The sequence below is a fragment of the Candidatus Ozemobacteraceae bacterium genome (genome assembly GCA_035373905.1).
Lineage (GTDB): Bacteria > Muiribacteriota > Ozemobacteria > Ozemobacterales > Ozemobacteraceae > MWAR01.
This window is the reverse complement of sequence record DAOSOK010000035.1, coordinates 20,857-45,837: the sequence shown is the minus strand read 5'-3', so window position 1 is coordinate 45,837 and position 24,981 is coordinate 20,857. Positions and strand designations below refer to the sequence as shown.

At 62.2% G+C, this 24,981-nt stretch carries 20 protein-coding genes; 4 read left to right on the top strand and 16 right to left on the bottom strand.

Features of this window, described 5'->3' with window-relative positions:
• Nucleotides 1-11: 11 nt before the first annotated feature.
• Genes PLU72_15950 through PLU72_15940 form a run of 3 tightly spaced genes read left to right on the top strand, consistent with a single transcriptional unit; the run spans nucleotide 12 to nucleotide 4,659 of the window.
• Nucleotides 12-1,217: an AAA family ATPase gene (locus PLU72_15950; protein ID HOT29669.1), complete on the top strand. Its 1,206-nt coding sequence runs from the start codon at nucleotides 12-14 to the stop codon at nucleotides 1,215-1,217.
• Entirely contained in the window at nucleotides 1,214-1,849 is a 636-nt protein-coding gene (locus tag PLU72_15945; protein ID HOT29668.1) for a DUF4276 family protein, read from the top strand. The genes PLU72_15950 and PLU72_15945 overlap by 4 nt, the downstream gene beginning before the upstream one ends.
• Nucleotides 1,846-4,659, top strand: a complete 2,814-nt coding sequence (locus PLU72_15940; protein HOT29667.1) for a DUF499 domain-containing protein — start codon at nucleotides 1,846-1,848, stop codon at nucleotides 4,657-4,659. Before PLU72_15945 ends, PLU72_15940 begins: the two co-directional genes overlap by 4 nt.
• A gap of 179 nt (nucleotides 4,660-4,838) precedes the next feature.
• Here the strand turns inward: PLU72_15940 and PLU72_15935 are convergent, their stop codons facing one another.
• The 5 genes from PLU72_15935 to PLU72_15915 form a co-directional block, all read right to left on the bottom strand.
• Nucleotides 4,839-5,978 carry a hypothetical protein gene (locus tag PLU72_15935; protein HOT29666.1) on the bottom strand — a complete coding sequence of 380 codons (1,140 nt, stop codon included), beginning with the start codon at nucleotides 5,976-5,978 and terminating at the stop codon, nucleotides 4,839-4,841.
• Nucleotides 5,975-6,442 carry a hypothetical protein gene (locus PLU72_15930; protein ID HOT29665.1) on the bottom strand — a complete coding sequence of 156 codons (468 nt, stop codon included), beginning with the start codon at nucleotides 6,440-6,442 and terminating at the stop codon, nucleotides 5,975-5,977. Before PLU72_15930 ends, PLU72_15935 begins: the two co-directional genes overlap by 4 nt.
• Nucleotides 6,439-6,951, bottom strand: a complete 513-nt coding sequence (locus PLU72_15925; GenBank protein HOT29664.1) for an RNA polymerase sigma factor — start codon at nucleotides 6,949-6,951, stop codon at nucleotides 6,439-6,441. The genes PLU72_15930 and PLU72_15925 overlap by 4 nt, the downstream gene beginning before the upstream one ends.
• Nucleotides 6,952-7,304: 353 nt before the next feature.
• Nucleotides 7,305-9,443: a hypothetical protein gene (locus PLU72_15920; protein ID HOT29663.1), complete on the bottom strand. Its 2,139-nt coding sequence runs from the start codon at nucleotides 9,441-9,443 to the stop codon at nucleotides 7,305-7,307.
• A 108-nt stretch (nucleotides 9,444-9,551) separates the two neighbouring features.
• Complete coding sequence (locus PLU72_15915) at nucleotides 9,552-9,974, bottom strand: polymer-forming cytoskeletal protein (GenBank protein HOT29662.1); 423 nt, start codon at nucleotides 9,972-9,974, stop codon at nucleotides 9,552-9,554.
• 116 nt (nucleotides 9,975-10,090) lie between these two features.
• Between PLU72_15915 and PLU72_15910 the strand changes: the two genes are divergently transcribed.
• Nucleotides 10,091-11,038, top strand: a complete 948-nt coding sequence (locus PLU72_15910) for a calcium/sodium antiporter (protein HOT29661.1) — start codon at nucleotides 10,091-10,093, stop codon at nucleotides 11,036-11,038.
• A gap of 24 nt (nucleotides 11,039-11,062) precedes the next feature.
• On the opposite strand, the gene PLU72_15905 is transcribed toward PLU72_15910, so the two are convergent.
• The 11 genes from PLU72_15905 to PLU72_15855 form a co-directional block, all read right to left on the bottom strand.
• Entirely contained in the window at nucleotides 11,063-11,935 is an 873-nt protein-coding gene (locus PLU72_15905; protein HOT29660.1) for a hypothetical protein, read from the bottom strand.
• A gap of 10 nt (nucleotides 11,936-11,945) precedes the next feature.
• The gene (locus tag PLU72_15900; protein ID HOT29659.1) at nucleotides 11,946-12,983 is read right to left on the bottom strand and encodes a two-component regulator propeller domain-containing protein; all 1,038 of its coding nucleotides are present in this window, start codon (nucleotides 12,981-12,983) and stop codon (nucleotides 11,946-11,948) included.
• Nucleotides 12,984-13,145: 162 nt separating this feature from the next.
• Entirely contained in the window at nucleotides 13,146-15,920 is a 2,775-nt protein-coding gene (locus PLU72_15895) for a hypothetical protein (protein ID HOT29658.1), read from the bottom strand.
• Between the two features lie 30 nt (nucleotides 15,921-15,950).
• Nucleotides 15,951-18,374 carry a tetratricopeptide repeat protein gene (locus PLU72_15890; GenBank protein ID HOT29657.1) on the bottom strand — a complete coding sequence of 808 codons (2,424 nt, stop codon included), beginning with the start codon at nucleotides 18,372-18,374 and terminating at the stop codon, nucleotides 15,951-15,953.
• A gap of 239 nt (nucleotides 18,375-18,613) precedes the next feature.
• Nucleotides 18,614-19,561, bottom strand: coding sequence for a flotillin-like protein FloA (gene floA / locus PLU72_15885; GenBank protein ID HOT29656.1), 948 nt, complete (start codon nucleotides 19,559-19,561; stop codon nucleotides 18,614-18,616).
• Nucleotides 19,562-19,681: 120 nt separating this feature from the next.
• On the bottom strand, nucleotides 19,682-20,263 hold the full coding sequence (locus PLU72_15880; GenBank protein ID HOT29655.1) for a hypothetical protein: 582 nt from the start codon (nucleotides 20,261-20,263) through the stop codon (nucleotides 19,682-19,684).
• A complete protein-coding gene (locus tag PLU72_15875) occupies nucleotides 20,251-21,102 on the bottom strand; it encodes a hypothetical protein (protein ID HOT29654.1) in 852 nt (283 codons plus the stop codon). Before PLU72_15875 ends, PLU72_15880 begins: the two co-directional genes overlap by 13 nt.
• A 27-nt stretch (nucleotides 21,103-21,129) precedes the next feature.
• Entirely contained in the window at nucleotides 21,130-22,299 is a 1,170-nt protein-coding gene (locus tag PLU72_15870) for a hypothetical protein (protein ID HOT29653.1), read from the bottom strand.
• On the bottom strand, nucleotides 22,296-23,153 hold the full coding sequence (locus tag PLU72_15865; protein ID HOT29652.1) for a xanthine dehydrogenase family protein subunit M: 858 nt from the start codon (nucleotides 23,151-23,153) through the stop codon (nucleotides 22,296-22,298). The genes PLU72_15870 and PLU72_15865 overlap by 4 nt, the downstream gene beginning before the upstream one ends.
• Nucleotides 23,150-23,656 (bottom strand): (2Fe-2S)-binding protein, encoded by a 507-nt coding sequence (locus tag PLU72_15860; GenBank protein HOT29651.1) that lies wholly within the window; start codon nucleotides 23,654-23,656, stop codon nucleotides 23,150-23,152. The genes PLU72_15865 and PLU72_15860 overlap by 4 nt, the downstream gene beginning before the upstream one ends.
• Nucleotides 23,653-24,909, bottom strand: a complete 1,257-nt coding sequence (locus tag PLU72_15855; GenBank protein HOT29650.1) for a diguanylate cyclase — start codon at nucleotides 24,907-24,909, stop codon at nucleotides 23,653-23,655. Before PLU72_15855 ends, PLU72_15860 begins: the two co-directional genes overlap by 4 nt.
• Between the last annotated feature and the right edge of the window lie 72 nt (nucleotides 24,910-24,981).

The following is a 24,981-nucleotide window of genomic DNA, read 5'->3' as shown; positions in this document are numbered from 1 at the left end:
GAGGATCGCCGATGTCCCGTATCCGTATGCCGGTCATTCAGAAGCTCTTCATCAAACGCTTCCGCAGTTATCCGGCAGCCGAAGTCACGTTCGGCAATCCGCTGTTCATCGTCGGTCGCAATGGCTCGGGCAAGAGCAACTTCGCCGATATCTTCGCGTTCGTCGCCGATGCCATGAAATCCCCTCTGCAGGCGGTTTTCGACAGCCGAGGCGGCATCGGTGCGGTGCGCAACCGAAGCACCGGGAGCGGCTATTCGCCGAACCTCGGCCTCACCCTCGAGCTGGGCCCGATGAACGGAGAAGCGAAGCGGGGTCGATACTCCCTCGAAATCAAGGCGCTTCCCAACTATGGGTTCGAGATCATCCGTGAAACGGCCGAAGTGGAGCTGAATGACGGCACGCTCAGTTCCTTCGATCGATCCAGCCGGCATGGGTTCAAAACCAAGGCCGAGGGAATCAATCCGGCTCTCGAGCCGGCCGCGTTGTGCCTTCCGGTTGTCGGCGGCGACGCGCGTTTTGCCCCCCTTCTGCGGACCCTGAGCGGCATGCGCGTGTATTCCATCGAACCGGCCCGTCTTCGGGACATGCAAGATCCCGACAGCGGCATGGGGTTGAAACGGGACGGCAGCAACGCGGCAAGCGTTCTCCAGGAGTTGAGCCGCACGGACCGGCAGGCCTTCGAACGCGTGCAGGAGTTCCTGGCCGCTATCGTTCCAGATACATTATCTGTCCGCCCCAAGAAGCACAGCAACAAGTTGACGATGGAATTCACCCAGGAATGGGCGCCGGGAAAGCGGCTCCAGTTCGAATCGTCCACGATGTCCGACGGCACCCTGCGGGCTCTCGGGCTGTTGATGGCGGTCTTCCAGAAACCCACCCCGACGGTGATGGTCATCGAGGAGCCCGAAGCCACGATCCATCCGGGCGCCCTGCCGGCGATCCTCGACATGATCCGGCAGGCGGCCGTGTCGATGCAGGTCATCGTCACGACACACAGTCCGGAACTCCTCGATGCCAAGTGGATCGCGGATGAGCATCTTCGCGTCGGGGTCTGGGAACGCGGGGCGTCCGCGATTCTCCCCGTTGACGCAGCGGCGCGGTCCGCCATACGCGATCACATCATGGGGGCGGGAGAACTGTTGCGAGCGGGGGCTCTTCTTCCGGAGGAATCTTCAGCGGCCGGCAAAGAGGCTTCCAAAAGGAGTTCCGACAAATGACTCCCGCCATTCAGCCGATCGTCGAAGGGCACGGCGAGATCGAGGCCGTGCCGATTCTGTTGCGGCGGATTCTCGATGAGGCCGGCGTCCGGGGCGTCGACATCCTGAAGCCCATGCGTCAGAAGAGAAGCGCACTGTGTTCGGAGACAGGCTTGCGAAGCGTTCTTTCACTTGCCGCCCGCCGGGGTGACTGCCGAGGCATTCTCGTTCTTTTCGACAGTGACGGCGATTGCCCCAGGAGTCTCGTCACCCGATTGAACGAACTGGTGAGTTCCCTCGGGCTGGCCCATCGTTGCGAGATCGTCATTCCCAACCCTGAGTTCGAGGCCTGGTTCGTCGGCGGCATTTCCTCGCTCAGCGGGTACCGCGATCTTCCGGCAGATCTCGAGCCGCCCCCGCAACCCGAAATGGGAAAGGGGAAAAAAGGGTATATCGAAAGCCTCTTGCCGCCTGGGCGGGCCTATTCCGAGAGGGTCGACCAGCCGAAATTCTCGGCCAGGTTCGATCTGGGCCAGGCCTGGCGCACCTGTCGTTCATTCCGAAGGCTGACTTCCGCCGTGGGAAAACTCCTCCGGTCCTTCGGAGTCACATCACCTGAATGGCCGCTGAAACAATGGGAGAGCATGTCATGAATCTCGAACCCTGGTACAAGGTAACCGTCCCCAGAAAAGAAGTCCGGGAGGGCCGATCGTTCAACCCGGACGAGTTCGCCATCCATCTCGAACAGGTCGTCACCGGGAAAGCGCCCGAAGACTACCGTGATCCGACGGCCTTCTTCTCGCGCACCTGCTTCACCAGAGCCCTGCGCGACCATACCGGGATGATCCTGCGTCGCCTCGCGGGAAGCACGGTCAACACCGCGCCCGTCGTGACCCTGATCACGCAGTTCGGCGGCGGAAAGACCCACACCCTCGCCACCCTGTTCCATCTTGCATCCCTGGGGGCGAAAGCCAACGAGCTGACCGGGGTTCGGGATATGCTGGCCTATGCAAGCCTGGGCTCAGTTCCAAGCGCGAAAACAGCCGTCTTCGTCGGGAACGCCTGGGACCCCCGCGACGGTCACGAAACGCCGTGGATCGATATCGCCCGGCAACTCGCCGGCGACAAGGGCGTTCAGGAGCTGGGGAAGAGCGCCCTGCAGAAGCCGCCGGGAACCGAAGCGCTGTCGAGGGTTTTCGCGGCGGCGGGCGGGCCTGTTCTCGTGCTGTTCGACGAGGTGTTGAATTTTCTCAACCGGCATCGGGACATGGCAGAGTCTTTCCACGCCTTCATCCAGAACCTGACGGTGGCAATGACCGGGACGACTCACGGCGCGGCGGTCATCAGTCTTCCGCGAAGCCAGGTCGAAATGACGGAGTACGACCTCGAATGGCAGGAGAAGATCACGAAGGTTGTTCGGCGCGTTTCCAAAGATCTGATCGCGAACGACGAGGCAGAGATCAGCGAGGTCATATGCCGGCGCCTGTTCGAGGACCGGGGCAACGACAAACAGCGCAGTGCGACGGCCAGGGCGTATGCCGACTGGGTTTTCGAACGTCGAGCGCAACTTCCCTCGGAATGGACCACCGTGGATTCAGGCACCACCGAAGCCAAGGCCCGGGAATACCTGAAACAGCGCTTCGAAGCGTGTTATCCGTTTCATCCGTCGACGTTGTCGGTTTTTCAGCGGAAATGGCAGGCTCTGAGCCAATTCCAGCAGACGCGCGGCACCCTGGCGATGCTGGCGCAGTGGGTTTCGTGGGCCTATCGCACCGATTTTCAGGAGGCCAGGAAAGAGCCGTTGATCACCCTCGGCTCGGCCCCTCTCGACAACCCGGATTTCCGCGGGGTGGTTCTCGGGCAACTCGGGGAAAGTCGTCTGATCGCGGCACTCGATGCGGATATTTCCGGACGGCAAAGCCATGCCCGGGTTCTTGACGCGGACACCAAGGGGCCGCTCAAGGGGATTCATCGTCGGGTCGGCTCAGCCATCTTCTTCGAGTCTTCGGGCGGCCAGACGAACAAACTCGCCCGGATACCGGATCTTCGGGTCGCCTTGGGCGAGCCGGGCCTGGACACGACGACGATCGACAACGCGGCCGCCGCGCTCGAGGACAAATCCTATTTTTTGCGCCGGTCGGGGTCGGATGCTTTCATGATCAGCCATCACGCGACCCTGAAAAAAGTCGTGAATGACAAGAAAGCGAGCCTCGATGAAGAGCAGGAAATCCTTCCGGCCGCCAGGGAGTTTGTGAAGCGGGCTTTCGAGGAAAACCCCCAGGCCCCGCTGTTGTTCTTCCCGACCGACGGCACAGCCATCCCCGATTCTCCAAGGCTGACGCTCGTGGTTGCGGACCCTGTCAGCGAATGGACCGGCACCGGCTCTTTCCGGAAGAGTATTTCGGAATGGACGAGGAATCGGGGCAAGGCCCCGAGGTTATACCCCGGAGCCTTGGTCTGGTGCCTGCGCAAACCTGGAAAAGACCTGCGTGACAAGGTCGAGTCGCATCTTGCCTGGCAGAAGGTTGCCGACGACATCTATCGCGGCATGAAAAAGAAGGAGTTTTCCGCCGAGGACCAGGAAGAAGCCAGGATGCGCCGGGAGATGGCCAGGGATGCAGCCGAAGATGAAGTCTGGGCTTCCTATCGGTACGTCGCACTCCTTGATACCAAAGAACCGGACGGGCTGAAGATCATCGACCTCGGGGCCGGCCATTCCTCGAGTCATGAAACACTTGGCGGAAGAATCATCTCTGCGTTGAAATCACAGGCTCTGCTCAACGAATCCGTCGGGACGGGGTATCTCGACCGAAGCTGGCCCCCTGCGTTGAAGTCCGAGGGCATCTGGCCTCTTGCCGGGTTGCGGCAGTGCTTTCTGAACGGCTCGCTCACGCGGCTTCTCGACCCGGACACGATCTTGACCAACAGGATCGTCGAGGCCGTCGAACATGGGGATTTCGGTCTGGCTTCCGGGCAGAAGGCGGACGGCACGTTCGAGAGGCTCTGGTTCAAGGAGCACGTTTCACCTGCGGAGGTTTCCTTCGAACAGGGCGTATTCCTTCTGACGAAAAGTCGGGCGAGTTCGCTCAAAACCAGCGTCGTCGTGGAAGCCCCGCCCATTCAACCGCCCGTTTTTCCACCGACCGCACAGGGTGCGCAACCTGACACCGGGAACGCTCCTCCATCTGGTGAAACGCCTGCTGAAGAAGACATTGCGAAGAAATCCTCCGGGGCACGAACGATCAGGCTCCGTGGTGAGATTCCAGCCGACTCGTGGAATCGCGTGGGGACGAAGCTTCTCCCCAAACTTCGCAGTGGTTCCAATCTCAAGCTGACGGTGAGCCTTTCCGTCGAAACCGGGCAGGACTCCGGTTCCGCCCTCGAATCCGATCTTCGGCAGATCCTGGAAGATCTGAAGCTATCGGGGGTTCTGAATCTGGATTCAGAACAGAACTCAGGCTGAACAACCGCTTCTGCGGTGAAAGAGCACATGAAAGCTTTCCGGACGCAATGTCTAGCTACCACTGAACATACGATATCACGAAGAGTGTTTCTATAACAGTTATTATATTATACTCTATCTGCGTGTGTTGAAAACCGCCTGAACGGCGGTTTTTTTTATTGCATGCGGAATAAGACAGTTCAATGCAGGAAGACGTCGTCGCCGGACATTTCGTCGTCGCGGCCGTTCGGGCCTGCGGCGTAGTAGAGAGTCCGGCCGTCGATCGTTCTCGTCAGCAGCGGGTTCTTCGTATATGGATCGATACATTTCACTGCAGAGGCGTTTTCGATGTCGCGAAGTTCCTGCATGAGGATTTCTTCTCGTGCCATCTTCTGGAGATATATCTCCCGAGATCTCTCGAGATTGGGGATCATGATTTGCGCCAGAGGGTGACGGATTCCACTCACAGCCGCCTGGAACCTGGTTGTATCCAGAACGTCGAAGCCGGTCATCATCTTCCGGAATTCGCTCACCGGGTCACCGAAGATGCGTTCCAGCAGCCAGCATCCGAGGGGGGCCCTGGCATAGAGGCGCGTAGAAGCGTTCTCGATGAACTCCATCTCGAACGCCAGCGCCTCGTTCAGGGAGATCCGCATACGCTGATAATCCGCAAAGATGCTGCGAAGGGAAGCTGCTTCAGAGGGTTGCACCAATCCCGAACGGATCAGCCGGTGCACCACCATCACCATCCGGCCGCTCAGGGCAAGGCTGACCATTTTCCCCATCAGGTTCGGAACAAGCCGCTCAGCAAGGATCACATCACGGATGGAGGCCTGAAGAATCGGGGAAAGATCGGCCCGCGGATCATCTTCCTTGAGCGTCACCGAGAATGACGCCAGGCAGCGCATGCGCGAACGCGCCATGCCCAGGTTGAACCGATCGCCCTGATGAGAACTCCTGAAGGCCTGGTCCATGATCGCCATCCAGCTGGTTCCTGCCATGCCCGAAACCGCTTCCAGCATCGAAGCCCTGATCTCCGGCGTGAGGGAGGCTGGCCCATGAAGAATGCGGTAGTAGGACTGTTCATAGAGCTCGTTGAGCCGACGCGCGGAGGCCATGAAGGCCTCGATCTCCGGCGATGGCTTCATCTGCCCCATCGTGAGAAAGGGAACCCCGTCAGGCGGCTCGCTTTCGAAGATGTTTTCACTCTCGAAAACCCGATTGAGATTGTAGAGGCCGACACCGGCGATGCAGAGAGAGAGGCCAAGAACAACCAGAACGGCCAGAAGCATGCGAATCCAGGGGGAAACCTGCAGAAAGCGGCTCCACAGCGTATTCATACGGCGCTCCTTTGCTCATGTCGATCGATTGCCGGCACGCTGATTCCAACCGTCGACAGCAGGAAGCATGCGGCGAGAAGGTAAAACGAGAGGGGCAGAACGGCGCGCGCCAGGATTTCCAGAAAAGAAACGGTCTGCAGACCGCTGAAGACAACCGCACCTTCCTGATCTGCAAGGAGATCGGCAGCCCTCATTCGCACGACCAACGATTCGGGGGGGAAGTCGGGCCGCATGGCCGCCCCGACCTCACGCGCAAGCTCCGTCAGAACGGCTCCGATTGCCGCGCAGGCGAGGAACACCGCCAGGGCCAGCAGGAAATTGCGACCGATGGCGAGCAGGAGGGGCTTCGGGGCCGGCGACCGGCGAAGGGCCACACGCGTCATCACGGCATTCGTGAGGGAATCGGAGGCCGCAGCCTCTTCACGGGCGTTTTGGAAGGTGTTTCGCAGGTTCTGTTCGTTCACGATGTTTCCCCTTCTTCGAGTGCCATGCCGATTTTTCGTTTGGCCCGGGACAGCCGCGACATGACCGTCCCGATCCTGATGCCCAGTTCGGCGGCGATCTCCTCATACGAAAGTTCCGCCGCGTATCGAAGGCTGATGATCTCGCGTTCATCCTCGTCGAGGGCTTCGAGCACGCCCACAAGTTCCCGCCGGGTTTCGGCGCGGATGATCTCCTCCTCGACGTTCACGGTTTCGGCCGCCCACGAAAGGCCGGCATACCGCATCAGCGATTTCAACCTCCGGATGAGGCTTCGTCGCGAATTGAGAGCCAGGTTTCGCGCCACGCGGGCCAGCCAGGCTTTCCGATGGAAGCCGTCGTCGAGAAAACCGGGTTCCTCGAAGGCTTTGACGAAGGTTTCCTGGACGACATCCAGGGCTTCCTGGACGTCGAGCAGGATGCCGAAGGCAACCGTGTAGACGAGCCCCTGGTATGCCTTCACTTCGTTCCGGAATCGTTCCTGGAGATGCACGATGCTCGGTCTTCCTCGTTTTGAAGTTCCGAAAATCCTAACACCGGATGTCCCGAATTATTCCCGGATTTTTTTCAGCCGACGGCGTCGTTCTCATCTCGTCGATGCAACCGCCCCTTTCCAACGTGCGCGGGGCAGGTCAGAAACCCGCCCCGCGCAATATTATAGAATCAGATATTCAAGTCCCCGCAAAGACAGGGTGCCGGATTCCCGCGTTGGCCCGGAATCCAGTATCACGCTCCCGGAATTCGCTCAGCCATCGAAGAATCTGAATCGCCCCTGACGCCCCGTCTCGGCTTGAAATCAAAAGGCCGGCCGAACCCAGGCGGGTCGGCCGGCCTTGAGACCGGGGATCAGATCAGCGGGAAACCGCCGAGCACCAGGTGGAGGACGCCGAGGGCGAGGCAGGCAAGGCCGATCGGCACCGACAGGGGTTCGAGGGCGGTCAGCTTGGCGGCGGCGACGTCGAAGGTGACGGGCGGCTTGGCCGGGGTTCCGTTGGCAGGAGCGGGTGCGCCTTCGGCCGTGGGCGCTGCGGCGGCCTGGGCGGCGGCGGCTTCGGCGGCTTTTTGTGTAAGGATCGCGGCAGTCTCGACCATCTTCCCGCGCGCCAGCAGCAGGCCGGCGAGGATGGCCGCGGCCTGGGGCAGGAGGTCGGCAAGCGGGCTGAAGTAGAGGACCAGCGCGCGCAGGAAGGCCAGGCCGCCGATCGCGATGGCGGCGAGACCGATCGTGCCCTTCAGGGGGGCGAGAGCTTTCACGAGACCGGCCGCCGGGGGCAGTTTGCCGGCCAGGAAGGACTCGGCGGCAAGCAGGCCGGCCGCGAGGTTCACGAGGGCGAGGGCCAGCCAGAACAGCGTCGAGAACAGGCCCCACCCGCCCGACGGGCCCGCACCGGCACCCGCGCCTGCCCCGCCGCCGCTCACCTTGGAGGCGCGCAGGTAGTAGTTGTCGCCGATGCCGGTTTTCGCGAACGGCGGGTTGTAGACCTTGTCCTGCGTATAGAAGGAGATGAAGTAGACGCGGGCCAGGTCCTTGCCGGCCGCCTTGTCGGAGGTGAGGCGGAACGCCGCCTCGCACGGGAGCTGATAGTTGATGTACTCGCCGAGCAGGTTCTTGTCGCCGTTCCGCCAGGGGCCGGCGATGCGCACCGCGAGCAGTTCTCTCGGAGGATTGTTTTCCCAGCCTTCAAGCTTCAGGTATTTCGCGGCCTCGGCGGCAAGGGCATCCGCATTGCCCGGGCCCTGGAAGGACGCGGCATGGCCTTCCCACTGCCGGGCGTCGATCTCCTTCTCGATGAACGCACTGCGGGAAGCGATCTCGCCATCGACACCCGCCAGCCGCTCCTTGATCTGAGCGTTTGCGGGGTCGAGCCGGGCGGCAAGTTCGAGCTTGGTCTTGCAGACCAGCATGCGCTTGACCTGGATGTCCTCGGCGAAGCTGCTCAGCATGTCGATCGTCTGCTTGACGTCCTGCAGCAGGTAGGCAGCACGCTCGACCTTGATCTCCCGGGCCTTCGCGATGTATTCCCCGAGCTGGGCATAGGCTCTGCCCGGCGAAGGGTTGTAATCGTTCCTGCCCTGGAGCTCGGTGACTTTCTGGTCGATCTCGGAGTCCGTCTTGCCGTATTTCGCGGCGAACGCCTCCATCTGCTTCGTCACCGCAGGCAGATCGTTCGTCTCGAAGGCCTCGGACATCGTGGCCAGTTCGCTGAGCGACGCCATGATGCTTTCTTCCGTGCCTCCGCCGCCCGAGCGGGTCTCGATCTCCTGGAACCACTTCTGGACCTTCTCGTAGGTCGCGGTCAGATCGGCGATTTCCTTGTCGACCCCGCCGCGTTCAGTATCGCTCTTCGCGAAAAACGTCTCGGCATCGGCCTTGTGCTTCGCGTATGCCGTCAGGAACCGCTTGATGCCGGGGTGATCGGAACTCCCCGCCTCGGCCTTCGCGCCTTCGACGCGGCTATCGAGCTGTTTGAACGTCGCGCGGGCGTCGTCGATCTTCCCGTGCTTCGCATCCAGGGCTGCGTTCCAGGCATCGTCGTAGATGTTGTCGAGACGGTCCTGGAGGGTGGTCGCCGGCTCTCCCGGCATCCGCATGGTGAACATCCCCGCTGCCTCGAGTTTCGCGCGCATCGCGTCGATGGCCTGGCGGGCCTTCGCGATATCGGGATCGGAAGCGGGCCAGGGATCATACCCGCCGCCGCCGTTGATCGCCGCGTCATAGGCCTCGATAACGTCGAGCATCGGCCGGCGCAGCCGGCTTCCGATTTCGACGCAGTTTCGCTCGTTGCCGATCTCCTCGAGCTTGCCTTCAGCCTTGAGCGACTCGTACCGGGCGAGAGGCTCGGCCGTGTCCTTCTCGAGTTTCGCGACCGCATCCAGGAGCTCTTTCTTCGCGCTCTCGGACGGAGGCACGGCAAGCAGGGCTCCGGAGGCGAGACAGAACACCGTCAGCGCCAGGATTTTCAGAAACAGGTTGGAAAAGCGCATGGCAAGCTCCTCTTCAAGTTTTTCCCCACGGGGTTGCCGCGGGGTTCTTTCATCCCCAGCCCCTCCCGGATCTTTCCGGGAGAGGTATCGCGCAGGAAACGCTTCCGCTCAGAACTCGTCGCAGAAGAAGAACAGCAGCGCCGCGACAGCCCGTTTCCGGTCGAACGTGTCGGCCTGTTCGGCGGAGCCCCAGATCGAGCCGTTTTTCCGGATCGTCCCGTTGTCTTCGATGCTGCCGTACAACGAACCGCCCTTACGAAGCGTCCCGTCCTTCTCGACACTGCCGAACAGGGAACCGTTCATGCGGATCGTGCCGTCGGCCTCGATCGAGCCGACGATGCTTCCGTTTTTCCGCACCGTTCCGTCGCTCTCGAAGGAACCGGCGATACTGCCCTCGATCCGGATCGTGCCATCGTCCTCGATCGCCGCCCACAGGCTGCCATCCTTGCGCACGTCGTTCGACGCGAACGCGGTCGCCGTCATCAGCACGGCGCCGATCAGAACCGCCAGACACCATTTCCATCTCATCATGGGAATCCTCCTCGGCGTATTCGGTCTCTGGGGCATGATATCAGGTTTCAGCGGTGATCCGAATGAAATTTTCCCGTCGCTTGAACGGCGATTGGAGTGCAGGTATCATCTTGCCCATGATTACGAACATCGTCGCCGTTCTCATCGGACTCGTACTGCTCACCATCGCCGCGGACTGGCTCGTCGCGGGCGCCGTGGCCCTCGCCCACAAGATGGGCGTCTCCCCTCTTTTTATAGGGCTGACTATTGTCGCGGCGGGCACATCGACGCCCGAGCTCGTCGTCAGCGTCCAGGCCAGCATCGAGAACAATCCCGGCATTTCAGTCGGCAACGTGGTCGGAAGCAACATCTTCAACGCGGCCGCCATTCTGGGCATCGCGGCGCTGATCCATCCCATCGCCTGCAACCGGGCCGTCGTCAAGCGCGACACCCCGATCATGATCCTCGTTTCCCTGATCTGCTGGTGGTTCGCATCAGACAGGCAGTTTTCGCGGCCCGAGTGCATGATCCTGCTTGGTCTCCTGGTTCTGTATACCGCCGTCAGCTATTATCTCGGGAAAAAGGAAGCGACGCCGGACGTTCCGGACGAAGCGAAGGCCACCGAACCAACCACCCTCGGCAAAGATCTCGGCAAGATCGCCGTCGGCCTCGTCGGCCTGGTGGGCGGCTCGAAACTGCTGCTGTTCGGCTCGGTCGCCATCGCGAAGTCGATCGGGGTTTCGGACGAAATCATCGGCCTGACGCTGATCGCGGCCGGCACGTCGCTTCCCGAGCTCGCCACGTCGGTCGTCGCCGCGAGGAAAGGCCAATCGGAAATCGCGGTCGGCAACGTCGTCGGCAGCAACATGTTCAACATTCTCGGCATTCTGGGCGTGGCGGGGTCTCTGCTCCCGCTCACCGTCTCGGACCACATGCTGGGAATCGACATTCCGCTGATGGTCGTGGTCACCCTCGGGTGTCTGCCGATTATGTGGACCGGGTATCGCATCGTCCGTGCGGAAGGACTTCTCCTCCTCGCATCCTACCTCGGATACATGTATATCCTCTTCCAGGCGCCAGGCTGACGTTCCGCCGGCGGCTCTCCGGTCTCACTCCCGGCAGCCGTCGACCACCCAGACGTGGATCAGTTTCGCGGTCTGGGGCGCGACCTTGCCGGCCATGCCGCCACCCTCTTCGAGAAACTGCTCGAACCTGGCGAGGCCGCCCTGTTTGAAATACCGGATGACGGTCTGCGGATCGTTCAGGGGGAAGTATTTTCCGGCCCCGTCGGTATGGCAGGGAAGGCATTCTTTCACCATCACGGGCAGGATATCCTTGAAATACGTTGGCTGTGGCCGGGCAGGCTTTTTCACTTTCGTCCACCAGGCAGGTTCTTTCTGCGAGGCAGCCGCTCCCGCTCCAGCCGTCTTCTCAGAAGCATCGGCAACGCGCACCGGAGCCGTCTGAGCGCCTTCCGGCAGAGGGAACACCCGGACGTTGCTGACGGACACGCCCGACACGTTCTCGGCAGCGGCGTTGCGGTCCGTTCCGAGATACAGCCGCACCTGCCCGCCTGCCGTATCGAGCCGGAACAGGCCCGCCGGCGTGGCGACCATGAGCGCCTCGCCATCGACGGAAAGGGCCGTCACGCCGATCGTCCCGGACACCGGGAGGGAAACCGGCGACCAGGAGGCCCCGGTCCGGACAGCCAGCCCCCGTGCCGTCCCGGCGTAGAGGCGGCCGTGCGCGGCCGCGAGCGACGTCACGGCCGGGTCGGGAAGGCCGGCGGACGCATCCGTCACGGGCTTCCAGCCGCCGTCTTCGAACCGGACGAGCCCCGTCCCATACCGGGGAGCTCCCCAGAGCCGCCCCTCGAAGGATGCCATGGCCCGGACTTCCCGGGCGGCGTCCTGTGCCAGCACGGCGCCGACGGCCGCGGCCCATATAATACTTATAATTATATACGCTATCTGTTTTTTCATTCGTCCGGCGTCACTGTCGTTTCAGCACCACCAGGCCGCGATCGGTTCCCACATACAGGCGGGCGACGCCGTCGACGCCCCGTGCGGTCGCCAGGCACTGGACGTGCGCCGAAGGAAGGCCGTCCCGGTAATCGACGGGGGGCTCGAACCGGCCGCCGCGGAGCAGCTGGAGGCCTTTCTTCGTGCCGACCCAGGCGTCGGCGCCGTCGATCAGGACGGCGGTCACCCACGAGTCGGCCAGGCCGGCGGACGCGTCGAGGAGCTTCCACGAACCGCCTTCGAAGACGGCCAGGCCCTTCGTCGTGCCGGCGAGCACGCGATCGGGAGAGGCGGAGACGGCGGTGACATGCTCGGCGGGAAGGCCGTCGACCCGGGTGTAGTTCGTGAACAGGTATTTCTCGCCGTCGCGGCCCCTGTAGACGCTGACGCCGGTCATGGTCCCGATCCAGACCTCGCCCGGCCTCGTGCTCATGCAGGTGATACGGTTGTCGAGCAGGCCCTTCTTCGACGCCAGGTAGCCGAACTTGCGGTAGGGGTTCGATTCCCAGACGTAGTAGTTCGCGCCCTGGTCGTCGGTGCCGATCCAGACGGTGCCTTTCTCATCGACGGCGAAGCAGCTCACGTAGTTCGACTGCATGTCGTCCTTGATCTCCTCGAACACCGACCACTGGAGGCCGTCCCACTTGTAGGTCCCGCCGCCCGCGACGGGGGAACGGCAGGCGGCCCAGACCTCGCCGTTGCCGCGCACGATGACGGCCGGAACGCGCTGGAGCTTGAGCGGTGAGTTGGCGGGCCCCCAGACGGTGAACGAGCCGTCCTTCTTCAGCACGCTCAGGTTCCGCTCGGTTCCGATGAACACGTTGTCCGTCGCGACGGAGACGGCCAGCACCGACGCATGGCTCAACCCGTCGGCCGGGGTATAGATCCGCTCCAGGGTGACACCGGCGGGAAACGCCGCCCAGGCGACGCCGGAACAACCGGCAAGAAAGGCCGAGACGGCCAGCGCGGTTCCTACGCGGCGCAGAGCGCCATATATAATTTTCATCATATATTCTCTCCCATGCAGGCATGCGGCCGGGAGGTTCTGCGGGTGCGGCCGCGCAGGACCGGCCGACATCACGATAAAACAAAACCCCGGGGGAATCAAGCGCTCCCCCGGGGTTTCCCGTCACGCGCGGGGCTTTGGGCGCCCCGGGTGTTCATGCGGCCGTCACTGGCCCTGCGTGTTCGTTCTCTGGGATTCGTCGCGGATCGTGCGATCCTGGAAGCTCATGTCCTTCACCGTGACGTTGAAGGACAGATTCTGCTTGTTGGCCTCGAAGTCTTCGGCGAGATATTCGACGCGATACTGGCCGGGGTTTCTGAAGATGTGATAGAACTTCAGCACCGGCTCGGTCTTGTCGTTTCGCACGAAGCGCTCTCTCGGAACGATGCGCTCGATCTTGTCGCTCTTGTTGCCCGAGGCGTCCTCGAGGGGTTCGAACTTGTCGGTCGGGTTGCCGTTCTTGTCGAGCTCGCGGATCTGGATGCGCTGATACGCGATGCCGCGGCCAGGATACGCACGGTCGATGTTGTCGTAGGCCTGGGCCGTGAGGTTGAGGCGGGTGTCTTCGAAGATGACCTTGTCGTCGAGCTTCATCTGCGCGTTCAGCGGATCGTCGACGGGGTTGCCGCTCTTGTCGACGACCATCCACTTCTTGGTCGCCATGTCATTGTCCGAGAATTCGCCGCCGGGCACCTGGACTTTGGAGCCGCTGTCCTGGATGGCGATCTCGCGGTCACTGGCGAGCTCGTCGGACGGAGGCACGCCGACCTTGATGTCGTTCCCGCTGCGGGAGTCGGAAATCTCGACTTCGGTGACCGGCAGGGCGCCTTCGCCCGAGTCGTTCACCTTGAGGAAGCCGACCTGGTTGGTGGTGTTGCCGCAGCAGTCGGCCATGTCGACCTTGAACATCAGGTCAGGCACCTTCTGCATCCAGGTGTCGCCGTATTTCTTGATGAAGTTGGAGTTCGTGCCGGCCACCTGGAGTTCATCCGGAACCCCGGCGTCCTCGGCGGAGTTGGCGCGCTTCCAGCGCCCGTCGGCTCCGAGAACGAAGTTCTGGGCATCTTTATCCATCTGGTCGCCCGTCATCCTCGCAACGTTGCCGCCGTCCCATTCGAGAGAGGTGTTGGCGTAATGTTTCGGAAGGAGGATGCGCGGCCCCGGAACGAACCAGGAACCGGTCATCTTCTGCCCGTCGTTCGACTCAGAGTGAATGCCGCCGATCTTCTCGAACTCGATCGGGCCGACGCAGTAGCGGCCGCCGTCCTTGAACTCGATGTAAGAGAAGCGGTTCACGTCGCTCATGCCGGACGCGTTGAGGTGGTCGACGAACGCCCGCATGTCGGCGGCGGCCTTCTTGCCGTTGTCACCCAGGGCTTCGTATTCGGCGATCATCATGGCGAGTTCGGGAACCTTGGCTTCGAGGCCTTCGTTCTTGGTGTTCTTCGCCTTGTTGATCCAGCCGTTCAGGAGCTTGGTCTTCAGAAGACCGCTGTTGCGCTCATCAAGGATGAAGTAGGCGAGGCCGCGGATCCAGGGAGCGAGGTTTTTGGTCGCGTAGGCATTCGCGTAGCGGGCCTTGATGTATTCTTCGACCTCTGCTTCGGAGCGGCTCTTCCAGTTCGGATCGACGTTCTTGTAATAGTAGTATTCCTCGGCCTTCTTTGCCGGCCCGAGGTAGGGGCCGTACACGACCGTCTCGTCGAGCCTGACCGGGTTTTCGGAAACCTTGACCCGCTGCCAGCGCTGCTCGTGGTCGTTCCAGGTCATGCGATAGGTCGGAGGAAGGTAAACGAAATACAGGTAGGGCTCAGACGTGGGATCGTCTCGATTGTAGGATGGATTGTCGAGCTTGTACAGGTCCATGTTGCCGCACTCGTAGTTGAGACTGGCCTTGAGGCGGTCTGACGAAGCCGCGGCATTCGGGTTGTCGTCTTCGTACTCGAACATGATGCCCTTGCAGGGTTCCCATTTGTTGGTCGACTTGTTATAGATTTTCTCGACGAAGCCGCCGACGTTTCCGCTGTAGATCCTCACCTCGGTGCCTTTCAAGGTCGGCGGGGTGTAGTCTTCCACGTAAACGCGGTTGAAGGCGGTGAACTCGTTGCCCCCGTCGAGGTTTTTCAGTTTCCAGCCGTCGGGATTTGACTTCACGGTTTTCTTCGTTTCCCAGCCGGAGGGTTCGGCGTCGAGTTTCGCCTCGGGAATCGAGGACGGGTCGATGACGGAAATATCGGCATTGCCGTAGTAGCCCTCGGCGGCGCCGACCACGGTCGGGTTCACCGTCGCGCGCTCGTAGGTCATGAGCATGCCGACTTCCTGGAGCACCGTCGAGCCGCGGGTGTCGGCGTCGCCGGAGATACCGGAGTCGAAAGGCTTCTTGTGGGTGTTCGGGTAGACCTTGGGATCCCAGGTCGTGTCGCCCGAGCCGTTCACGATGTTCTTCATGTACTCGATCGCGCGCTCGGAGCCGGACGCCTTGTAGAAGGGCGACCAGACTTCGCCGCCGGACTTCCCGTTGACGCCACCGGATTTGCCGTCATCGCCAGCGTCTTCGAATGACCATTTGTAGTATACGTTCCGGTATGCATACCACTTTCCCGTGTCTTTCTCTTTCACGAGGTAGGGATACTTGTCCTTCGTGGAGCCGGTGTTGCGGAAAATCCGGACGTTGTCCTTGATCCGGTTGTCGAAGCCGCGGACGACCGGCTCCGGCTCGATCATCGGAACCCACATGCCGATCTGCGACTCGGGCTTGTCGATCATGTCGGGAATGCGCCGGATCTCGTTCTGCGGAATCGACATGATCCCCGTCACGTTCGACACCCGGTCGTTGATGTCGTACCGCGACTCGGTCGCCACGGAGCCGACATCGACGGCGAACGCGGCGCCTCCCCAGATCAATGCAGCTGCGAGGACCCCCCAAAGTTTCTTTTCCATATCTCCTCCTTGGTGAAAATTCTTATATCGCTATCTGACGACGGAATCGATGGACTTCTGGAGCTTTTTGTCGATATCGAGAAGCTCCTCGATACCGGCAATCTGGCCCTGAATTTCCTGGGCGTGCCTGTATTTCGGGTTGATCGACAGGATCTCGGAATACAGTCGGTAGGCCTGTTTCACGTCCTTGAACGGGAGGTATTCGAGTCGATCGGAAGGGTTCTCGCAGGAGAAGTTGTTTCCCGGGAACCGATTTCCTACAGCTGCAAATATATTTGCAAGCTGATATTTCACGTCGAGCATGTCCGGGCCCATCTGCGCGGCCAGGCTGTATTCCATGACGGCGTCGTCGATCCGGCGCCGCATTTCCATGAACAGGCCGTTATAGTAATGGCACCACGGATTCTCGGGCTCGAGACTGAGAGCGGCGTCGAGATGCTTCTTTGCGGAGAAGTCCATGGTCCGGGGCAGATAGATATCGACGAGCCCGAGGTGATACTTCGCTTTGGACGGGTCGAGAGCGATCGCACGCTCGAAGTAGAGAATCGCCTCGTCGATTCGGCCGACGTTCTTCAGGCCGCCCGCGTATTTGTACACGGCCTCGGGATCCTGCGGCGCCAGTTCGAGCGCCGTCGCGTAGAAGTCGAGCGCCTTGTGCAGGTCGGAAAGACCGGTGTAGGCGTCGCCGATGCCCCAAAGGAGGCGGAGATCGCCGTCTTTGATCTTCCGGGCCTTCTCGAACCATTCGATGGCCTTCTTGTATTCCCCCCGGAGGAGGAGCAGCTCGCCCATCGCCACGTGCGCGGGATAACTTTGAGCACTGAGTTTCAGGGCCGCCTGCAGGGCCGTCTCGGCAACCTTGAAGTCGTACTTTTTCGCGCGAGTCGCGGCGCGGCCGAGATTTATCCACTGGTCATGGGTCATCGCCGCATCGCCGCGGTTCTTCCTGTACTCGTCCATGAGCATCTTCGCCTTGTCGAACCACGGCTCGCCGTAGGCGACCATCGCGGATGCCGCGATATCCATCAGGTCGGCGTTGGCAGGCTCGACCTCGAGGGCTTTCACGAACTCCTGGATGGCATACAGAAACCGCCCCTCCTCGAGGTAGGCGGCACCGCGTCGGTACAATTCCTGCGCCTTGTCAGACTTGATCGAGGCGAGGCTGTACTTGTCCATCAGTTTCGAATCGGGAGCGGCGACCGGCACATCGGCGGTCGGCTTCGCCGAAGCGGCCTTGTCGCCGCCAAGCGCGCGATGGTCCGCGGCGCGTTTGAACGCGTCGTCGGCCCTGGCTTTCCAGCCGCCCTTCTCGAGCGCTTCGCCAAAGCCCTGCCAGACGTCGCCGGCAAGCGCGTGGTCGGTCTTGATCAGCTCTTTATTCTCGATCAGGATCGTCTTGTACGCTTCGGCCGACTCCTTGAACTTTCCCTGGTCGAACAGCGCTTTCGCCGCCGACAGACGTTCGTCGATCGGCGACGCCCATACGGCCACGCTCATGGTGAGCGCCATTCCCAGCGCGAGTAATCCTCGGTTCCCTATCATCGAACCAGACCTCCGACAGATGGTTCTTCTTTCATAATATGCAAAAATTTTTTTCCACTCTCGACCTGCATCACGCATCCAGATCACGCCAAGATCGGTACCGGCGACAAGCCTCGACTTCCAGACACCGAGCGCCGTGACGGCCGTCGCTTCCGCAAGCCCTCCCGCGACGGCCGCCGCTTCAGGCTCCGGGCCGATCGAGAACAACCCGTTCTCGGTGGCGATCCACAGTCTGCCTTCGAATGACGTCAGGGCATGCACCTGCGCGGGAACCTCGGCGATCTTCCGGTAGCGTGGCTTCCTGGAGGGGGGCACCGGGCCGTCCCGCCGGACGAGGCCGCCGGATCCCGTGCCGATCCAGAGGGCGCCCGCAAACGAGGCGATCGCGTTCACGTTTCCGTCCGACCAGCCCGCTTCGGGGAGTTCGACCCGATCGATCGTAGCCGATGCGGTCATGTGCGCAATGCCGTCCCACGTCGCAAGCCAGGCGCTGCCGTCGTCCCCGGCCAGCGCATCGTTCACCCACGCGCTGGGAAGGCCGTCGCTTTCCGTGAGGTTGATCCAGGCCGCGTTGCGGAAGACGAAAACGCCCTCGCCCACGGCGCCGAGCAGCCACGAACCGGGTGACAACCGGGCGAACGCGTGAAAATGCTTCGATGCCGGCTCGGAACCTTCGACCAGCGGGTTGCACCGGCCGGCCTCGGGAGCGTACCGCACCGCTCCACCACCGGCCGTCGCGACCAGCAGGGTGCCATCGTCATCGACGAGGAGCTTGCTGATGCGGGAGTCCGGCAGTCCGTCCGTTCCGGAGGCGACGATCGTGCCGGAAGCACCATCGATGCAGATCAGGCCGGAGCCGAACGTTCCCGCCCAGAGTCTTCCGGTGCGGTCTTCGGCGAACGAGCGAATCACACATGCGTATGCGGTTTTTCTGAGTACCGACCCTGCGTTTGTCAAAGAGCCGAGGGCGTGCGCCGAATCGAAAGCCACCGTCAACATGAGGGCCCCCGCGAAAACCAGGAGGGCGATCTCAGATCTTCGAACTGCCACCATCATCCTCCGGTCCGTTGTATCCCGAACGAACGGAGTTGATTTTCTGACATCTCGTATACAGGACGTCGTTCGCGACAACGGCGTTTATGTTTTTTTCGTCACCCATGATCCGCACCCAAGCCGAGGCGGGGAACGGTATTCTTGCGAGCCTTGCGCGGAACGAGGAGCTTGCCTTTCTTATAACTCTCGGCAAGAGCTTTGGGAACACGCATCTCGGATTCCACGAGTTTCGCCTTCATTTCCTGCTCGATGGCCTTGTTCTCCTGGAGTTGAGCAAATGCGAGGGCGCGGCGGCCTTCCGCCTTCGCCTGTGCAACCTTTTTGTCGGCCTCCGCCTGGTCGTTCTGGAGCATCGCGCCGATGTTGCGGCCGACGTCGATGTCGGCGATATCGAATGACACGATGCTGAACGCGGTTCCCGCGTCGAGGCCGGCGTTCATGATACGCTGAGTGATGATTTCGGGCTTTTTGAGAACGTCGGTGTGGGTATCGACCGAGCCGATGGCCGAGACGATGCCCTCGGCGACGCGCGCCAGAACCGTTTCCTCGCCGGCGCCGCCCACCATCGTTTCGAGGTTGGCCCGGACGGTGATCTTCGCGCGAGCGATGACCTCGATGCCGTTCTTGGCCATGCCGGAAATGTCGCCGGTCGAGATGACCCGGGGTTCGACGCTCATGCGCACGGCGTCCAGCACGTCGCGGCCGGCAAGGTCGATGGCGGCGGCGCGCTCAAAACTCAGATTCAGCTGGGCCCGGCCCGCGGCGATCAGGGCGTTGACGACGTTATTGATGTCGCCGCCCGAGAGAAAGTGCGCCTCGATACGATCGAGATACAGCGTCAGGCCAGCCTTCGTGCCCTTGATATACGTGTCGACAATCATGTCACTCGGCACCTTGCGAAGCCCCATCGCGATCAGAGAAATCGGATTCGCGGGCACGCTGGCAGAAACACAGCGGAGCCAGGTACCGAACGGGAAAAACGAGAGTACAACGAGAAACACGAGCACCGAAAGACTGACGAGACCCGCAACGATGATCTGACCCATTCGATCTCCCCTCCACTGGAACTCTGGTTCCATGTTACAGGGCCTTTCCATGGAGTGTCAAATTGAATACGCAGGAAGGAGGCGTTTCGTTACAGATATTTTTGACGGAGCGACAGACGATCAGTCACCAACCTGTTTTTCGAGCTCGCGAAGTTTCGCCGCAGAGAGAGCGTCGTCGGGATTTCTGAAAATCTGTCGCTGAAGCCGGTCGATCTCGTTGCGAGCGTAGCGAATGAGCCGCTTGAGCACGTCCAGGTCACGAACGATCAACTGGTCGTCGTTCGGCAACAGAGTCGCCAGCATCCACTCGTCGTATGCCTTGCGATACTGCGACCGCTCGAAGTAGATCTGGCCGGCGAGTTTGAACAGAGCGAAGTTGGACGAGTCGTACCACTTGCCACGTTCGATACGCCTGAGGGCGTCATCGTAGCGGCCGTTGAAATAGTCGCGCTTCGCCGAGGCCAGGTAGGATATCGCCCGGTTCGCATTCATGACGAGATCGCGCGATTTCTCCGGGTAGTCGCTTCCGATCGGCCCGGAGGCGAGTTCGACCTTCGGCTCGAAGGTCAGGGGTTTGAGCCCCTGTTTGATATAGGTGAAATCGATGGTGGTACAACTCGGTATGATGAGCGCCAGCCCTCCGAGAAGAACGACGCCGATCGCGATATATTTGGGCTTGAGCCACTCCTTCATCGGGGACACCAGGCCTCGTCCCGGAACGTCCCACGGTCGTCGAGGCTCGTTTCCCATGCGTCGAGTTCGGTCCTGGCGTGTCGGGCAACCGCAGGCAGGCGCGCGGCGCAGACGCCCAGAAGGGCCGCCTCCCGCTTCGTATCGGGATCGCCGTTTTTGAAGGCCTCTCGAATCGAACGAACCAGGGCCAGGGCAGGCGGAAAATCTCCGTCCCGCTTCAGCCGCTCTTCCATGGCCGCAGCCGGAAACGGCGACAGGACGATCTGCCACAGGGCTTTTGCCTTCCAGAGCTCGAGGGTCGCGCGAGTCGTTCCCGAAGCCGTTCCCCCATGCTTCTTTTTCCATTCGCCGATCCAGTCGAGAGTCCCGCGGGGGTCATCGGCGGGGGCGGGAAGGACGTTTCGCTTCAGGAGATGGGCGAGCCGGTCGGAAGAAAGGTTCGCGACGCTCGAGGCAAGGCGCGCAGAGGGATCGAGCCGCATCCGCGCGCAGTCGAGCTCGACTTCGAGTTCGGTGAGATCGGCATCCGGCAGTTTCTGCCGGACGAACGCCAGGCCCGCGGTCAGCGACGCCACCCGCCGCTCGTCGTAGTCATGCCTGACGCGGTCGAACCCGGAACGGGATTCACCGAGCAACCGGAACAGCACGGCCTCGGGACACGAGGGGTGGCCCGGCCACCGGTCGAGAAACCTCGAAAACGCGTCGACCGCCTCGTTCCAATGGCCGAGTAGAAATGCCCGACGACCAGTCTGGAAGACGTCTTCCGGCTCGATCGCGAGCGCCCGGGCCGGCAGGCCGGCCATCCCGACGACCGCCGCGAAAATGCACGCTGCAAGGGTGTTACGCACTCGGTCTTCCTCTTTTCCTTCCCGCCGTCATTTTTGCTGTCTGGCACGCTCCGCAAGGGAGAACACGAGGTTGTTGTACAGGTCGCGGCCGATCCGCAGCGCCTCCCGGTCACCGCTCACGCGCACCGCCTGTTCGAGCGTATCGAGCAGCAGGTATGCTCCTCGGAACACCTGCGACGCGTCGAAGTTCCAGGCGGATGCCCACCAGTATTGACAACTGTAGAGCGCCTTGTCGAGGAGTTCCCGCGAGAGGGAATCGACGCCGGCGACTTTTTTTGCGCAAGCCATGACGTGGTTCGTGAGCAGCCACTGGTTATGGTGAATGGGGTTGAACTTGCTGTGCCAGAGCGGATACGGGTCGTCGTTGCACATGTCGGTGTCCGAGGCCGACCAGGTCGAGGGCGGCACGAAGGCGGGGAACGCCGGAAACTTCGCCGCCAGCTCGCTGATGGAGACGAGTTTCATTTCGGGATCGTTCACCAGGGCATACAGCAGGCTTCGCAGGAATTTTTCCTCGTAATACTTGTGGTGATGCCCGAACGTCTCGCCGTCCATAGCTAGTATGATATATCCATCCTGATCGCCGAACCACTCATGCATCCGCTCCTTGATCTGGCGGATGAATTCGGAGCCTTTCCAGGTGTGGAACGACAGTTCGTTCGACCATTTGTTGCTTCGAAGAAACACTTTCACCCCGTGCATGGAAGGGATCGAGCAGTAGGGCGGCGTTCCATTGTAGTGGGAATACGGCAGATCGTCGGTGATGCACCAGTCGTATCCCATCTCGCCGAACAACTGGGCGACGTTGCCCGAGAAGCACATTTCGGGCGGGAAGACGCCCTTCGGCGCGTAGGAGGGGCCGAACACGCGGGCGTTTCCCTCTTTGTTGATGCGAAGTTGGCGCTTTACCTCGTCTTCGGGGATCAAAGGGAAGATCGGGTGGTAGGCGCCCGAGTCGACGAACTCGAGGTTTCCGTGCTCGCCCGCCGAGCGGATCGAGTCGAGGATGTGCGTGTGACCGCGCGCCTCGAGCTGTTCGGTGAGGCTATAGTTGATGTTCAGCGTGAAGCGCGGCTTCAGTTCGCAGGTGAAGATGTCGACCAGCGGCTCGTAGCACTCCCGGCAGATGTCGTCGACCACGAAGCCGATCTGCGTCGGCGGCTGGTACAGATGGAGCAGGATTGACAGATATTTCATTCTATACCACGAACCGCTTTCGCCAGCAGAACGCCCGCCATCTTCTTGCGGTATCCCTTCACCGACCGGATGTCGTCGATCGGGGTCGCGGCGTCGGACGCGGCCTGGGCGGCCTTGTCGAGAAGTTCGGCCGGAAGCGGCCAGGCCTGCGATTCGAGCAGTTGCTCCGCGGCCGTCGCCCGGATGACCTTTGGGGCCACGGCGCCCATGGCGATACGGACGGTGCGTTTTCCGCCGGGCCCGTCCCAGGTCGCGAGGGCGAGGGACACCTTGGAAATCGCATGGGCGAGGCGCTCGCCGAGCTTGAGGAAGCAGCCTTTCGTGACGCGGTCGGGCAGTTCGAACGCCTCGATGAACTCGCCCTTCTGCATGACGGTTTTCCCGGGCCCGGTGAAAAAGTCGCCGATCGCGACGGTACGACGACCGTTCGGGCCGCCGAGCACCACCGCCGCTTCGAGCACCATCAGCGCGGGAATCGAGTCGCCGGCCGGCGAGGCGTTCGCCACGTTGCCGCCGAGCGTCGCCGCGTGGCGGATCTGGAGCGCGCCGATCTGGCCGACGGCCGAGACCAGCGTCGGAAAGCGCCCGAGCACGAGCGGGTTGTTCCGGATCTGTTCCATCGTGCAGCTGCTTCCGATGCGGAGTTTTCCGCCTTCGGCGGAGATCCGGTTGAGGCTGAGAGCGCCGAGATCGACCAGGTCGGTCAGACCGGGCAGGAGCCCATTTTTCCATTTCACGATGAGGTCGGTGCCGCCGGCGACGACGAGAGCGCCGGCGTTTTCCGCGAGCAGCGCGGATGCGGCGGCGGCGTCAGCGGGTCGATGGTAACGGATGGGGGATGATGCGGCATTCATGGTCTGCCTCCCTTCGCCCCGATCGGGGCGATGTTTCCGGCCTGCCTGACGGCCGCGACGATCTTCCGGTAACCGGTGCATCGGCAGATGTTGCCGGACAGGGCCTCCTTGATCTGGTGTTCGATCGGCTGGGGAACCCGCTTGAGCAGCGAGTAGGAGGACATGACCATCCCCGGGATGCAGAAGCCGCACTGGACGGCCCCGGCGTCGACGTAGGCCTGCTGGACGGTCGTCATGAGGGGATCTGTTTCGAGCCCTTCGAGGGTTTCCACGCGGTCTTCCGGGCGGAGAGTCGCCGCGAGCTTGAGGCAGCTGTTGACGGGCTCGCCGTTGAGGAGCACCGTGCAGGCGCCGCACTCGCCCTTCCCGCAGCCTTCCTTCGCCGCGGTGAGCCGGAAGGTCCGGCGGAGGAGTTCCAGCAGGGTCGTGGCCGGTTCCACCTCGGCCTCGGCGTTTCTGCCGTTGAGCTGGAACCGGATCTGTACGAGGTGAGAGCCGCTCATTTCTTTTCTCCTGGATGGGGTGGGTTCGCTCCGGCGTTCATATATATTTCACCGTATGCCACAACGGGCTTTCCGGTTCTGACGGCTTCGTTCAGGGCCTCCTCAGCCATCTCGCGAAGCCCGTCGCCGTGGGTCGCATCGACCGGGTAGGTGGCGATTCCGACGGCGAGGCGGGGGTTCAGGCCGCGAAGCGTCGCGGTGCCGGCGGCGAACGCCTGGCGCACGCGCTCGGTCACGCGGTTCGCGACCTCGATGTTCGTCTCGGTCAGGATGGCCGCGAACCGGTTGGGGCGGCTGCCGACGAAGGCCTGGTCGAGTCGTCGCAGCGAGTCGCGCAGGGCCGTCGAGACGGCGATGCGCAGGGCGTCGCGCTGGGCGGCCGGCAGGTCGTCGCACGGCGCCAGGTCGAGGAGCATGAGCGTGAGGTTCTGGTGATACCGCTCGGAGCGCTCGACTTCGATCTCGAACGACTCCTTGAACCACTCGGCCCGTTGGAGGCCCGTCTGGGCGTCGAGCGCCCGGCCCTCGGAGGCCCGGATGGAAGCCTGCCAGCGTGCGAGCGCGCTTTCGAGGAACAGGGCGGCCGATTCCGGGTCGATATGGTGCTCGATCGTTCTTCCGCCGTCGCCCGGGAGGGCTACGAGGAGGGCGCGCTGGTTGCCGTAGAAGGAAAGCGGCATCACCTCGACGGCGAGCATGGTGACCGCGGAGGCGTGGCGGAAGCAACGCGGCGCGGTTTCCCAGCGGCAGAGCATTTCGTCGCCCAGGCCGGCCGGATGGAGGAGCCGCAACTCGCCGTTCTGCAGGGCGAACCGGGCCGCCGTGAGTTGGGGCGAGAGGGTTCCGCACGCGGCGAGCTGCGTGAAGGCACCGCCTTCATCGAGCATGTACAGGCACATGCCGGCCTGGCCTGAGACGCCGAGGAGGCCCCCGAGAGCGTCGGCGGGAAGGGAGGCGTCGCGGTCAACCGTTCGTGTCTGAAGGATGTTCCGCAGCGTCGCGATCTCGTCTTTCGATCCATGACCTGCCCGGCGTCCGGCTCTGCGGGCCGAGCGCTCGCCGAATTCGACGCCGAAGAGGGAGTCGCGGAACAGGAGAACCGTGTTGATGATGACGAGGACGAACAGAAGGCTCGGCAGGCGGATGACGGTGTCGAACGGCGCCTGACCGCGCCAGACGGATATCAGCAGAACCCCGACGAGGACCAGGTTCGTCAGCAGATGTGCGTTCAGATCGGTCGGCGTGCGTTTCACGGCGGTTCCTTTCCCTGCTATTCGGCATGCCCCGGCGGCACGGCCGGGAGCGGCTTCTTGACGGCCCGGCGA

Coding starts and splice junctions, on each gene's coding strand:
- PLU72_15950 (HOT29669.1), top strand. CDS start 12: ATGTCCCGTATCCGTATGCCGGTCATTCAGAAGCTCTTCATCAAACGC.
- PLU72_15945 (HOT29668.1), top strand. CDS start 1,214: ATGACTCCCGCCATTCAGCCGATCGTCGAAGGGCACGGCGAGATCGAG.
- PLU72_15940 (HOT29667.1), top strand. CDS start 1,846: ATGAATCTCGAACCCTGGTACAAGGTAACCGTCCCCAGAAAAGAAGTC.
- PLU72_15935 (HOT29666.1), bottom strand. CDS start 5,978: ATGAATACGCTGTGGAGCCGCTTTCTGCAGGTTTCCCCCTGGATTCGC.
- PLU72_15920 (HOT29663.1), bottom strand. CDS start 9,443: ATGCGCTTTTCCAACCTGTTTCTGAAAATCCTGGCGCTGACGGTGTTC.
- PLU72_15915 (HOT29662.1), bottom strand. CDS start 9,974: ATGATGAGATGGAAATGGTGTCTGGCGGTTCTGATCGGCGCCGTGCTG.
- PLU72_15910 (HOT29661.1), top strand. CDS start 10,091: ATGATTACGAACATCGTCGCCGTTCTCATCGGACTCGTACTGCTCACC.
- PLU72_15905 (HOT29660.1), bottom strand. CDS start 11,935: ATGAAAAAACAGATAGCGTATATAATTATAAGTATTATATGGGCCGCG.
- PLU72_15900 (HOT29659.1), bottom strand. CDS start 12,983: ATGATGAAAATTATATATGGCGCTCTGCGCCGCGTAGGAACCGCGCTG.
- PLU72_15895 (HOT29658.1), bottom strand. CDS start 15,920: ATGGAAAAGAAACTTTGGGGGGTCCTCGCAGCTGCATTGATCTGGGGA.
- floA (HOT29656.1), bottom strand. CDS start 19,561: ATGGGTCAGATCATCGTTGCGGGTCTCGTCAGTCTTTCGGTGCTCGTG.
- PLU72_15870 (HOT29653.1), bottom strand. CDS start 22,299: ATGAAATATCTGTCAATCCTGCTCCATCTGTACCAGCCGCCGACGCAG.
- PLU72_15865 (HOT29652.1), bottom strand. CDS start 23,153: ATGAATGCCGCATCATCCCCCATCCGTTACCATCGACCCGCTGACGCC.
- PLU72_15860 (HOT29651.1), bottom strand. CDS start 23,656: ATGAGCGGCTCTCACCTCGTACAGATCCGGTTCCAGCTCAACGGCAGA.